Genomic DNA, 12,986 nt, shown 5'->3' on the forward strand with positions numbered 1-12,986 from the left:
CCGAATCATGCGAAGCGCGCTTCGCCTACCCCGCATATCCACGCCGAAAGCGGCATGGGCGAGGCTCAATCAAGGCACTGGGCGGACCCGGCCTGCCCCATTTTCCTCCCTTCAATCGATCCGGCCGCCTGAACGTTCCCTGAATGCGGTCCGGCGCGGATTGGCGGCACGGCGCGAAGATGCCATCCTGCCGCCGCATCAGGACGGGAGACGCAAGGCGCATGACGGGACGAGCTGCGAGCCGTGACGAGAACAGCAAGGGGCCCGCGCGCGGCCGGATCCTCGGCGCCCTCGCCGCGGCGCTCCTGCTGCCGGCGCTGCTGGTCGCCGGGCCGGCCAACGCCGCCGGACCGCAGCTCGCTCCCTACAAGGACGATTTGTTCCGCTACGGCACCATCCTGGAGACAAAGGCCGATGGCGCCTTCCGCGTCGTCGACTATGACGAGATGCGCGACATCAACGGCCGCGACGAGGTGCCGGAGCGCAAGGCGCAGCGCAAATATGTCTCGCTGAAGACGAAGCGGAGCGAGGACCACCTGACCTACAAGGCGGGCGGACGGACGCTCAAATATGTCGGCGCCGGAGCCACCAAGGGCCGCGCCAGCCTGATCGTCATCTATCTGCACGGCCAGAACGGCACCCGCTTCCAGGGCGCCGACGACTGGACCTTCGGCGGCAATTTCAACCGCGTGAAGAACCTGACCGTCGCCGCCGGCGGCGCCTATCTGTCGCCCGACTTCTCGGATTTCGAGGCGACCGGCACGGCCGAGATCAAGGCGTTGATGCAGGACTATGCCGCGCGCTCGCCCGGCGCGCCGATCGTCGTCGCCTGCGGCTCCTATGGCGGCAAGCTCTGCTGGTCGCTGGCGCGCGACCACGAGGCGGCCTCGATGATCTCCGGCCTGATCCTGCTCGGCTCGCTGAACGATCCCGGCTTCCTGAAGACGGCGGCGCTGAAGAAGGGCGGCCGACAGATCCCGATCTTCATCGGCCATGGCAGCCGAGACCCGATCATCGACTGGAAGACGCAGCAGGCCTTCTTCGATTCCGTCCGCAAGAAGTCGCCCGGCTACCCGATCCAGTTCGTGCTGTTCCAGAACGGCAATCACGGCACGCCGATCCGCATGACCGACTGGCGCGAAACGCTGAACTGGATCCTGGCGAACGGCGGCTGAGGCCGCCGCCTCAACCGAGCAATTCGCCCCCTCATGCCTGCCTGGGGGCGTTGCGCAGCGTCGACCGTCTCCGCCGTCATCCCGGCGGAAGCCGGGATCCATACGCGCCGATCTGTGGCCAGAAGGCTGGAGCCCTGACTTCTTGGCCCGTGTTTATGGGCCCCGGCCTCCGCCGGGGCGACGCGCTCCTGCCAGCGCACCATAGACTGCGTGGCCGCCCTGCGTGATTGGACGGCCCTTCGGACCTCCTCAGCATCTTGCGGGCGGTGCGTCGCACGGACGAATTGTCAGGCAGGAACAAACCCGGACAGGCGCGGGCCCCTACCCCTTCAGCTCGCCCTGCCGCTCGGCCTCGTCGCGCGCCATGTGGTCGGCCAGCAGGATCTCGATCCGCTCGAGGATGATGCGCAGTTCGCCATTGCGCATCAGCTCGACCTTGTCGTGCAGCGCCGTGATCTCGATCTCGGCCTTCAGGTTGACCTCATAGTCATGCTGCGCCGCCAGCCGGTCCTTATCGGCCTGGCGGTTCTGCGACATCATGATGACGGGCGCCTGCAGGGCGGCGACCATCGAGAGAACGAGGTTGAGGAAGACATAGGGATAGGGATCGAAGCCAGCGCCGCCCCAGCGGGTCAGGACGAAGGTGTTCAGCCCGGTCCAGCCGAGGATCACGATCGCGAAGGCGATGATGAAGGCCCAGGACCCGCCGATCGCGGCGACCCGGTCGGCCAGGCGCTCGCCGAAGGAGAGCTGCCGATCGAACTCGACATTGATGTCGCGCGCGACATGCGTGCGGGTCGCGACCTTCTCCAGCAGCCGGCGATCCCCCGCCGACAGCACCGAGGGGCCGTCGGCAAGGAGACGTTCACACAGCTCGCGGATCGCCGCGTCCGACATCGGGTCAGATCGCACCCTGGAAGGTATTGCACTGGTTCAGGTCGCCGGTCTTGTAGCCGCGATCGAACCAGGTCCGGCGCTGCGCCGAGGTGCCGTGCGTGAAGCTCTCGGGCACGACTACGCCCTGGGTCCGCTTCTGGATGGCGTCGTCGCCGATCTGCGTCGCGGCGTTCAGCGCCTCCTCGATGTCGCCGGCCTCGAGCATGCCCTTCTGGTCGGTGCGGTTGGCCCAGACGCCGGCATAGCAGTCGGCCTGCAGCTCGACGCGCACCGACATCGCGTTGGCCTCCTCGCGGCTCATCGAGCGCCGCATCTCGTTGAACTTCGGCAGGACGCCGGTCAGGTCCTGGATGTGATGGCCGACCTCGTGCGCGATCACATAGGCCTGGGCCATGTCGCCCGGCGCGCCGAAGCGGCGCTTCAGCTCGTCATAGAAGGCGAGGTCGATATAGACCTTCTTGTCGAGCGGGCAATAGAACGGGCCGGAGGCGGAGCTGGCGCTGCCGCAGGCCGAGCGCGTCATGCCGGTGAACAGCACCAGCGGCGTCGGCTGGTAGGTCTCGCCCGCCGACTTGAAGATGTCGTCCCAGACGTCCTCGGTGCTGCCGAGCACCTTGGCGACGAAGGCCTTGCCCTCGTCGTCGATGCCGCCGCCCCTCTGCTGCGGCGCGGATTGCTGGTAGCTGGTATCGTAGCCGCCGCCACCGCCCGTCACCATCGAGAGCATCTGTAGCGGGTTGATGCCGAACACCAGCCAGCCGATGCCGACGATGACGGCGACGGTGACGAGGGAGCCGCCCTTGAGCGGAATGCCGCGCCCGCCCATGCCGGCCGGCCGGAAGCCGCCATCGAGGCCTCCGGAACTGCCGCGTCGATCCTCGACATTGTTGCTTTCGCGCTGATCACCGAGCCGCATCCAACCTACTCCATGACCGCCCGGCTTGCTGACGCCCGGCGCATTGCTGTGAAACTAGTCCCGGCGCGGTCCGCCCGCCAGTGACTGTAGAACCCTCGGTGACCGGCAGGGGTTCCCCCGTCCGGCCTTTTCCCCTATAAGCCCGCTCTAGCCTTACAACGAGCCTTACACGCCCCCTGCTTGACGGCCCGCGCGGACTGCCGCGCCGGGCTTTTTGCTACGCGCGAGACGAAATTGCCGAAACGTACAGATATCCAATCGATCCTCATCATCGGCGCCGGCCCCATCATCATCGGCCAGGCCTGCGAGTTCGACTATTCCGGCACCCAGGCCTGCAAGGCCCTGAAGGACGAAGGGTATCGAATCATCCTCGTGAACTCCAATCCGGCGACGATCATGACCGATCCGGATCTGGCCCACGCGACCTACATCGAGCCGATCACGCCGGAGATCGTCGCCAAGATCATCGAGAAGGAGCGCCCCGACGCGCTGCTCCCGACGATGGGCGGCCAGACGGCGCTGAACTGCGCGCTGTCGCTGAAGAAGATGGGCGTGCTCGACAAGTTCAACGTCGAGATGATCGGCGCCACGGCGGAAGCGATCGACAAGGCCGAGGACCGCGAGCTGTTCCGCGACGCGATGACGAAGATCGGGCTGGAGACGCCACGTTCGCGGCTCGCCCATTCGCTCGCCGAGGCCCTGCCCGCGCTGGAAGAGATCGGCCTGCCCGTCATCATCCGCCCGTCCTTCACGCTGGGCGGCACCGGCGGCGGCATCGCCTACACCCGCGAGGAATTCATCGAGATCGTCGAAAGCGGTGTCGACGCCTCTCCGACCGATGAAGTGCTGATCGAGGAATCGGTGCTCGGCTGGAAGGAGTATGAGATGGAGGTTGTCCGCGACAAGAAGGACAACTGCATCATCATCTGCTCGATCGAGAACATCGATCCGATGGGCGTCCACACGGGCGATTCGATTACCGTCGCGCCGGCGCTGACGCTGACCGACAAGGAATACCAGATCATGCGCGACGCCTCGCTGGCGGTGCTGCGCGAGATCGGCGTCGAGACGGGCGGCTCGAACGTGCAGTTCGCCGTCAACCCGGCCGACGGCCGGCTGATCGTCATCGAGATGAACCCGCGCGTGTCGCGCTCATCCGCCCTGGCATCGAAGGCGACCGGCTTCCCGATCGCCAAGGTCGCGGCCAAGCTCGCCGTCGGCTACACGCTCGACGAGCTCGAGAACGACATCACCGGCGGCGCCACCCCGGCTTCGTTCGAGCCGACGATCGACTATGTCGTCACCAAGATCCCGCGCTTCGCCTTCGAGAAGTTCCCGGGCGCCTCGCCGGTGCTGACCACCGCGATGAAGTCGGTCGGCGAGGTCATGGCGATCGGCCGCACCTTCCAGGAATCGCTGCAGAAGGCGCTGCGCGGCCTGGAGACCGGCCTGTCCGGCCTCGACGAGATCGAGATCCCCGGCCTCGGTCAGGGCGACGACGCGAACGCCATCCGCGCCGCGATCGGCACGCCCACGCCGGACCGCCTGCTCAAGGCCGCCCAGGCGCTGCGCCTCGGCATCTCCGTCGAGCAGGTGCATGAGACCTGCAAGATCGACCCGTGGTTCCTCAAGGAAATCAAGGGCATCATCGACACCGAGCTGAAGATCCGGACGCATGGCCTGCCGAAGACGGCCGGCGCCCTGCGCCGCCTGAAGGCGATGGGCTTCTCCGACCAGCGGCTCGCCAACCTCGCCGGCAAGAGCGACACCGAGGTGAAGGCGCTGCGCCTCGAGCTCGGCGTGCACCCGGTCTACAAGCGCATCGATACCTGCGCGGCCGAGTTCGCCTCGCCGACGCCCTACATGTACTCGACCTACGAGGCGCCGTTCAGCGGCGCGCCGGTCAGCGAGGCCGAGCCTTCCGACGCCAAGAAGGTGATCATCCTCGGCGGCGGACCGAACCGCATCGGCCAGGGCATCGAGTTCGACTATTGCTGCTGCCATGCCGCCTTCGCGCTGAAGGATGCCGGCTATGAAGCGATCATGATCAACTGCAACCCGGAGACGGTGTCGACCGACTACGACACCTCGGACCGGCTCTATTTCGAGCCGCTGACCGCCGAGGACGTGCTGGAGATCATCCGCGTCGAGCAGTCGAACGGCACGCTGCACGGCGTCATCGTCCAGTTCGGCGGCCAGACGCCGCTGAAGCTCGCCGCGGCGCTCGAGGAGGCCGGCGTGCCGATCCTCGGCACCTCGCCCGACGCGATCGACCTCGCAGAGGACCGCGACCGCTTCTCCAAGCTCCTGAACAAGATCGGCATCCGCCAGCCCAAGAACGGCATCGCCTATTCGGTCGAGCAGGCGCGTCTGGTCGTGGCCGATCTCGGCTACCCGCTCGTGGTGCGCCCGTCCTACGTGCTCGGCGGCCGCGCCATGCAGATCATCCGCGACGACGACACGCTGTCCGACTACCTGCTCGGCACGCTGCCGGAGCTGGTGCCGTCCGAGGTCAAGGCGCGCTACCCGAACGACAAGACAGGCCAGATCAACACGCTGCTCGGCAAGAACCCGCTGCTGTTCGACCGCTATCTCTCGGACGCGACCGAGGTCGACGTCGACGCGCTGTCGGACGGCAAGACCGTGTTCATCGCGGGCATCATGGAGCACATCGAGGAGGCGGGCATCCATTCGGGCGACAGCGCCTGCTCGCTGCCGCCGCATTCGCTCTCGGCCGAGACTATCGCGACGCTCGAGGAGCACACGCGCAAGCTGGCGCTGGCGCTCGAAGTCGGCGGCCTGATGAACGTGCAGTACGCGATCAAGGACGGCGACATCTACGTGCTCGAAGTGAACCCGCGCGCCTCGCGCACGGTGCCCTTCGTCGCCAAGACGATCGGCAAGCCAATCGCCAAGATCGCTGCCCGCGTCATGGCCGGCGAGAAGCTCGAGGGCTTCGATCTTACCGCGGCGCGCCGCGATCACATCGCCGTCAAGGAAGCCGTGTTCCCGTTCGCCCGCTTCCCCGGCGTCGACACGCTGCTCGGCCCGGAGATGCGCTCGACCGGCGAGGTCATGGGCCTCGACTTCGACTATGCGATCGCCTTCGCCAAGGCGCAGCTCGGCGCCGGCAGCGCACTGCCGACCGGTGGCACCGTGTTCGTCTCGATGCGCGACGCCGACAAGGCGGGGATCGTCGAATCGATGCGCCGCCTCGAGGCGCTCGGATTCAAGATCATCGCCACCACCGGCACCCAGCGCTTCCTGGCGGAACAGGGCATCGCCTGCGCCAAGATCAACAAGGTCGCGGAAGGCCGGCCGCACATCGTCGACGCGATCAAGAACGGCGAAGTGCAGCTCGTGTTCAACACGACCGAGGGCGCCCGCGCGCTCGGCGACAGCCGTTCGATGCGCCGCGCCGCGCTTCTCCAGAAGGTGCCCTACTACACGACGCTCGCCGGCGCCGTGGCCGCCTCGCTCGGCATCGAGGCCTACAAGACCGGCACACTGGAAGTGCGGCCGCTGCAGGCCTATTTTGAGCCGGCCTGATCTCGTTTGTGATCCCTTGCGGGCCGATTTTCAGGCCCGCAAGCGTCCCTCTTGCGCTCGCCGCATTCGTGGACGACACTTGAAGGCTCATTTTGCCGGATAAGGCATGCGGACGGGGCCGACGGCCGATATGACGGCCGGCGCCCCACCGGAACTGGAAATCAGGAGCTGGTGCTTTCGGGCGCCGGCGCCTGAATTATTGTGCCCCGCCGGTTTCGGATCGGGGTCAAGAAGGAAGAAAAGGCCAGAAAGACCATGGAAAAGGTTCCGATGACCGTGGCCGGTCATGCCGCTCTCGAAGTGGAGCTGAAGCGTCTGACCTCGGAAGAGCGCCCGCGCATCATCGCGGCGATCTCGGAAGCGCGCGCGCATGGCGATCTCTCGGAGAACGCCGAATATCATTCGGCCAAGGAAGCGCAGAGCCACAATGAGGGCCGCATCGCGGAACTCGAGGACAAGCTGTCGCGCGCCGAGATCATCGACGTCACCAAGCTTTCCGGCGACACGATCAAGTTCGGCGCCACGGTGAAGCTGGTCGACGAGGACACCGAGGAAGAGCGGATCTACCAGATCGTCGGCGATCTCGAGGCGGATGTGCGCTCCGGTCGCATCTCGATCTCGTCGCCGATCGCGCGCGCCCTGATCGGCAAGGGCCCCGGCGACACCGTCGCCGTCACCGCCCCCGGCGGCGAGCGCTCCTACGAAGTGCTCGAGGTCGCCTTCCGCTGAGCTCGAGGCCGCGGCGGAGCCGCGCCATTCGACAATCTCCGAGCACCGGCGCGCAAGCACCGGTGCTCTTTTGCTTTTAACGCCGATAGCAGGCGGGCCAGCGCAAGCGGCTTCTGCCAATCTGTCGAAGGATTTCTGCAGGCGATGTCGCGCCAGGGGCCTTCAGTGCCCCTACTCGATCGGGACCAGCGGTTCGTCCTTGACGCGGCGGATGGTGAGCGTGGTGCGGACGCTGGCGACGTTGGCGGCGGCGGTCAGCTCCTCGACGAAGGCCTGGAACGCCTTCAGCGTCGGGGCGACGCATTTCAGGATGAAATCCGCCTCGCCCGACAGCATGTAGCATTCGCGCACGATCGACCAGTTGCGGACCCGGGCGCCGAAGGCGGCGAGGTCGGCCTCGGCCTGGCTCGAAAGGCCGATCATCGCGAAGGCGGTCACGTCGTAGCCGAGCGCCCCCTCGTCGACGAGGGCGCGGTAGCCCTGGATGATGCCGGCCTCCTCCAGCGCACGCATGCGCCGCAGGCAGGGCGGTGCCGAGATGCCGGCCCGACGCGCCAGCTCCACATTGGTGATGCGACCGTCGGCCTGCAGTTCCTTCAGGATCTTCCAGTCGATCGCGTCTAGACGGGCTTTCACTCGGGCCTCGCGGTTGGGTCTGAACTTCAATGTGAACCAGGGCAGCGCCGGTTGGGAACCGGATCAGATCCTCTAACACGAAAGAAAGCCGGGGACGCCGGTCGGCAATCGGATATAGGAGTCTGGCCGATATGCCATGATTCGGAAACAATTGTTGGCGAGAACGCACAGGACCGCATAGCTCCGATGATTGCATGCGCTCCGCTCATCCCTCCAGAGTCGCAGCCCTTCAAAAGCATGCGCCTCGACCTTATGTCTGGTGCCACCATGCAGCACGCCAAGCTCATCATCGTCGGATCCGGCCCCGCCGGCTACACCGCCGCCATCTATGCCGCGCGCGCCATGCTCGAGCCGATGCTGATCGCCGGCGTCCAGCCGGGCGGCCAGCTCACCATCACCACCGATGTCGAGAACTATCCGGGCTTCGCCGACGTCATTCAGGGCCCCTGGCTGATGGAGCAGATGCGCGCCCAAGCCGAGCATGTCGGCACCAAGATGGTCTCCGACCACATCGTCGAGGCCGACCTGTCGCAGCGCCCCTTCATCCTGAAGGGCGATTCCGGCGAGGTCTACGCGACCGACGCGCTGGTGATCGCCACCGGCGCGCAGGCGAAGTGGCTCGGCATCGACAGCGAACAGAAATTCAAGGGCTTTGGCGTCTCCGCCTGCGCCACCTGCGACGGCTTCTTCTATCGCGACAAGGACGTCGTGGTGGTCGGCGGCGGCAACACGGCGGTCGAGGAAGCGCTCTATCTGGCGCATATCGCCAAGAAGGTGACGCTCGTCCATCGCCGCGACCATTTCCGCGCCGAGCGCATCCTGCAGAACCGCCTGATGAACATGGACAATGTCGAGGTGGTCTGGGACACGGTCGTCGACGAGGTGCTCGGCAAGACCGGCTTCCCACCTTCCGTGACCGGCGTGCGGCTGCGCAACGTCGTCACCGGCGAGGTCAGCGAGCGCGAGACGCATGGCGTGTTCGTGGCGATCGGCCACGCGCCGGCCGTCGAGATCGTCAAGGGCCAGCTCGACCTGAAGCCCTCGGGCTATATCTGGACGGCGCCGGATTCGACGGCGACGAGCGTGCCGGGCGTCTTCGCCGCCGGCGACGTCACCGACGAGACCTTCCGGCAGGCCGTGACCGCGGCCGGCCAGGGCTGCATGGCAGCGCTCGAGGCCGAGCGCTGGCTGGCGATCAACCCGGTTGCTGTGGCCGAGACCGCGGCCGCCGCCGAATAATCCTCAGGCTGGTGGTGCGGAAGGGGCCGTCCGACGATGGACTGGGACAAGCTGAGAATCTTTCATGCCGCCGCGCAGGCGGGCTCCTTCACCCATGCCGGCGAGGCGCTGGGGATGAGCCAGTCGGCCGTCAGCCGCCAGGTCGGCGCGCTGGAACATGACCTCGGCGTTCCCCTCTTCCACCGCCATGCGCGCGGCCTGATCCTCTCCGAACAGGGCGAACTGCTCTACCGCACGTCGCAGGACGTGATGCAGAAGCTCGAGGGCGTGCGCATCCGCCTGACGGATTCGCGCGAGAAGCCGACCGGCACGCTGCGGATCACGACGACGGTGGCGCTCGGCTCGACCTGGCTGACCCAGCGCATCAACGAGTTCGTCGACCTGCATCCGGATCTGAACCTGCATCTGATCCTCGACGACCAGGAACTCGACCTGACCATGCGCCAGGCCGACGTGGCGATCCGCCTGCGCCAGCCGGTGCAGCCGGACCTGATCCAGCGCCGCCTGTTCACCGCGCACTATCACGTCTACGCGGCGCCCTCCTATGTCGAGCGCTTTGGCAAGCCCGAGACGCTGGACGACCTCGACAACCACCGCATCGTCACCTTCGGCGTGCCCGTGCCCCCGAACATCCGCGACGTCAACTGGCTCGAGATCGCCGGCCGCTCGACCGACAATCCGCGCGAGCCGATCGTCCGCATCAACAACATCTACGCCATCAAGGCGGCGGTCGAGCGCGGCACCGGCATCGCCATCCTGCCGGACTACATGCTGGAAGAAGGCTCGACGCTGGTGAAGCTGATGCCGGAAGCCCAGGTGCCGAGCTTCCCGACCTATTTCTGCTATCCGTCCGAGCTCAAGAATTCGGCCCGCGTGACCGCGTTCCGCGATTTCATGCTCGCCAAGGCGCAGAACTGGCAATTCTGACCGGGGCCTGCCGCAACGAAAGGCACAGGATTGTGACAAGGCGCGATCCGAGGCGGCGGCCCGTCCGCTCCCGATCGGCCTCCATTCCTGATTTACCCAATAGCGCGGAATTTCATTCCGAATCGCCTGCAAATTCACCCGAATTTGCAGGCGATTTTGAATCACACGATATCAAAATTGCGTCATTACAAAATTGCATAGCAGAAATGCACCTCTGCCGGTTGATTAGGCAGCCTGACCAATCCATATAGGTAATCAGTTGATGCGTTGGGCCTCTCGCTCCCTCCTCCCTGCGACGGGTTCGACCTCAGCTGTTCCCCTCTGGAAGGTGTTTGCTGCGCATTTCCCTGCCGCAGCAACAAAGACTTAGCCGGGCCTCGCAAGAGTGCCCGGCCTTTTCTTTTGTAAAGCATTTTACCGACGGCCGGCCGCCGACCTGCTCAATAGGCAGTCATGCCTACATGAAGAGCGGCTCGCTCTCCATGCCCTTGTAGAGCCCAGCCACGAACTCGCCATAGCCATTGTAGATCCGAGTCGGAATGCGCTCGTTGCTGCCGATCACGGTCTCCGACGCCTGGCTCCAGCGCGGATGCGGCACGTCGGGGTTCACGTTCGCCCAGAAGCCGTATTCCGACGATTGCAGCTGCTGCCAGAAATTGACCGGGCGCTCCTCGACGAAGCTCACCTTGACGATCGATTTGACCGACTTGAAGCCGTATTTCCACGGCGTGTGCAGGCGGATCGGCGCGCCCATCTGCTTCAACAGCGGCTTGCCGTAGACGCCGGTCACCATGAAGGCGAGCTCGTTGTTCGCTTCCGCCATGGAGAGGCCCTCGACATAGGGCCACGGATAGAAGGGCTGGTTCTGGCCGGGCGCCATCGCCGGATCCAGGAACGTCTCCATGCGGATGTATTTCGCGCCGGAGAGCGGCTTCGCATAGGCGACGAGATCGGCGAGCGGAAAGCCGGTCCAGGGCACGGTCATCGACCAGGCCTCCACGCAGCGATGGCGATAGACGCGCTCCTCGAGCTTCATCCCCTTCAGGAGGTCGTCGATGTCGACGGACTTCTCCTTCTCGACCAGGCCGCCGAACTGGATCGTCCACGGCCGGATCTTCAGCGCCTGGGCCGCGTCGGCGAGATCCTTGTCGGTGCTGTATTCGTAGAAGTTGTTGTAGTGCGCGTTGATCTTTTCCGGCGTGACGTCGCGCTCGATCGTGTAGCGGGGATTGCGCCTGGCCGGATAGAGCCCGGCGCTTGGATCGGCGTCGCCGGCAGCGCGCGCGAGCCCAGGCAGGGCGGCGGCGGCGAGGCCGAAGCCGCCGGCGGCGAGAATCTCGCGACGATTGAGAAAGATGGATTCGGGGGTGGCGCGGCTTTCGGGAATTTCCCAGCCCCGTGTGCGGCGAATGAGCATGTTCGACTCCAATCCGGTAGGCGGCCTGCGCGCAAGATACGTAAGCAGGCGCCGAAAAGGCTTCAAATCAATTCGCCGCGCCTGCCATTGCCGCCGGGAACGGGTCGCCGATCGATCGGGACGCTTGCCATCATGCGCCTCGCGGACTAGGTTCCGCGCCGCATAAATCCCTTATGTTTTCCACTCTCGGAGCCCCAAATGGCCTTCCTCGCCGATAGCCTCGCCCGCATCAAGCCGTCCGCGACCATCGCGGTCACGAACAAAGCGCGCGAGCTGAAAGCGGCGGGCCGGGACGTGATCGGCCTCGGCGCCGGCGAGCCCGACTTCGACACGCCGGAAAACATCAAGGAAGCCGCGATCCAGGCGATCCGCGAGGGCAAGACCAAGTACACCGCCGTCGACGGCATTCCCGAGCTGAAGGCCGCCATCGCCGCCAAGTTCAAGCGCGAGAACAACCTGACCTACGCCCCGAACCAGATCACGGTCGGCACGGGCGGCAAGCAGGTGCTCTACAACGCGCTGATGGCGACGCTGAACCCCGGCGACGAAGTCATCATCCCGGCCCCCTACTGGGTGTCCTATCCGGAGATGGTGGCGCTCGGCGGCGGCACGCCGGTCGAGATCGTCGGCCCGCAGTCGCAGGGCTTCAAGATCGGCCCCGAGGCGCTGGAAGCCGCGATCACGCCGAAGACCAAGTGGCTGCTGCTGAACTCGCCGTCGAACCCGTCCGGCGCCGGCTACACCCGCGCCGAGCTCCGCGCGCTCGCCGACGTGCTGCTCAAGCACCCCCATGTCTGGATCATGACCGACGACATGTACGAGCACCTCGTCTTCGACGACTTCGAATTCGCGACAATCGCCGAGGTCGAGCCGAAGCTCTACGACCGCACGCTGACCGTGAACGGCGTCTCCAAGGCCTATGCCATGACCGGCTGGCGCATCGGCTATGCCGGCGGCCCGGTCGAGCTGATCAAGGCCATGGGCACGATCCAGTCGCAGTCGACCTCGAACCCCTCCTCCATCTCGCAGTGGGCGGCGGTCGAGGCGCTGAACGGCACGCAGGACTACATCCCGAAGAATGCCGAGATCTTCAAGAAGCGCCGCGACCTCGTCGTCTCGATGCTGAACCAGGCGAAGGGCATCGTCTGCCCGAACCCGGAAGGCGCGTTCTACGTGTTCCCGTCCTGCGCCGGCACGCTCGGCAAGACGACGGCCGGCGGCAAGCTGCTGAAGACCGACGAGGACTTCGTCACCGCGCTGCTGGAAGAGGAAGGCGTCGCCGTGGTCCAGGGCTCGGCCTTCGGCCTGGCGCCCTATTTCCGCATCTCCTACGCGACCTCGACCGAGGCGCTGGAAGAGGCCTGCAAGCGCATCCAGCGCTTCTGCGGCAACCTGCGCTGAGTTCGACGCGGCGCGATCGCGCCGCGTTGCCATGATCGGCGGCCGCTTCCGGGCGGCCGCCGCCTGCACATATCGCCGCCCCCTCCTGCTGCTGGGATGA

Annotated in this window: 10 protein-coding genes; 6 read left to right on the top strand and 4 right to left on the bottom strand. The window is 65.9% G+C overall.

Translation table 11 applies throughout. The features are described from left to right. Positions 1-221 precede the first annotated feature (221 nt). Positions 222-1,175, top strand: coding sequence for an alpha/beta hydrolase (locus G539_RS0117215; RefSeq protein WP_029076297.1), 954 nt, complete (start codon positions 222-224; stop codon positions 1,173-1,175). Between the two features lie 321 nt (positions 1,176-1,496). Here the strand turns inward: G539_RS0117215 and G539_RS0117220 are convergent, their stop codons facing one another. Both G539_RS0117220 and ypfJ read right to left on the bottom strand, forming a co-directional pair. Next, positions 1,497-2,072 carry a DUF1003 domain-containing protein gene (locus tag G539_RS0117220; RefSeq protein WP_029076298.1) on the bottom strand — a complete coding sequence of 192 codons (576 nt, stop codon included), beginning with the start codon at positions 2,070-2,072 and terminating at the stop codon, positions 1,497-1,499. Between the two features lie 4 nt (positions 2,073-2,076). Next, positions 2,077-2,988, bottom strand: a complete 912-nt coding sequence (gene ypfJ / locus G539_RS0117225; protein WP_029076299.1) for a KPN_02809 family neutral zinc metallopeptidase — start codon at positions 2,986-2,988, stop codon at positions 2,077-2,079. 234 nt (positions 2,989-3,222) lie between these two features. Between ypfJ and carB the strand changes: the two genes are divergently transcribed. Together carB and greA are read left to right on the top strand one after the other, a co-directional pair. Continuing rightward, positions 3,223-6,537, top strand: a complete 3,315-nt coding sequence (gene carB / locus G539_RS0117230) for a carbamoyl-phosphate synthase large subunit (protein ID WP_029076300.1) — start codon at positions 3,223-3,225, stop codon at positions 6,535-6,537. Positions 6,538-6,792: 255 nt separating this feature from the next. Continuing rightward, complete coding sequence (gene greA, locus G539_RS0117235) at positions 6,793-7,266, top strand: transcription elongation factor GreA (protein WP_029076301.1); 474 nt, start codon at positions 6,793-6,795, stop codon at positions 7,264-7,266. Between the two features lie 171 nt (positions 7,267-7,437). Here greA and G539_RS0117240 read toward each other — a convergent pair whose 3' ends face one another. Further along, a complete protein-coding gene (locus G539_RS0117240) occupies positions 7,438-7,902 on the bottom strand; it encodes an Lrp/AsnC family transcriptional regulator (RefSeq protein ID WP_029076302.1) in 465 nt (154 codons plus the stop codon). A gap of 252 nt (positions 7,903-8,154) precedes the next feature. On the opposite strand from G539_RS0117240, the gene trxB reads away from it, so the two are divergent. Both trxB and G539_RS0117250 read left to right on the top strand, forming a co-directional pair. Further along, positions 8,155-9,141 (top strand): thioredoxin-disulfide reductase, encoded by a 987-nt coding sequence (gene trxB / locus G539_RS25265; RefSeq protein WP_035831516.1) that lies wholly within the window; start codon positions 8,155-8,157, stop codon positions 9,139-9,141. Positions 9,142-9,177: 36 nt separating this feature from the next. Further along, positions 9,178-10,068 (top strand): LysR family transcriptional regulator, encoded by an 891-nt coding sequence (locus tag G539_RS0117250; protein ID WP_029076303.1) that lies wholly within the window; start codon positions 9,178-9,180, stop codon positions 10,066-10,068. Positions 10,069-10,525: 457 nt separating this feature from the next. Here G539_RS0117250 and msrP read toward each other — a convergent pair whose 3' ends face one another. Then, positions 10,526-11,485, bottom strand: a complete 960-nt coding sequence (gene msrP, locus G539_RS0117255) for a protein-methionine-sulfoxide reductase catalytic subunit MsrP (RefSeq protein ID WP_029076304.1) — start codon at positions 11,483-11,485, stop codon at positions 10,526-10,528. Between the two features lie 198 nt (positions 11,486-11,683). On the opposite strand from msrP, the gene G539_RS0117260 reads away from it, so the two are divergent. After that, positions 11,684-12,886, top strand: coding sequence for a pyridoxal phosphate-dependent aminotransferase (locus G539_RS0117260; RefSeq protein WP_029076305.1), 1,203 nt, complete (start codon positions 11,684-11,686; stop codon positions 12,884-12,886). Positions 12,887-12,986: the final 100 nt, after the last annotated feature.

Source organism: Kaistia adipata DSM 17808, assembly GCF_000423225.1.
In the GTDB taxonomy this organism is placed as follows: Bacteria; Pseudomonadota; Alphaproteobacteria; order Rhizobiales; family Kaistiaceae; genus Kaistia; species Kaistia adipata.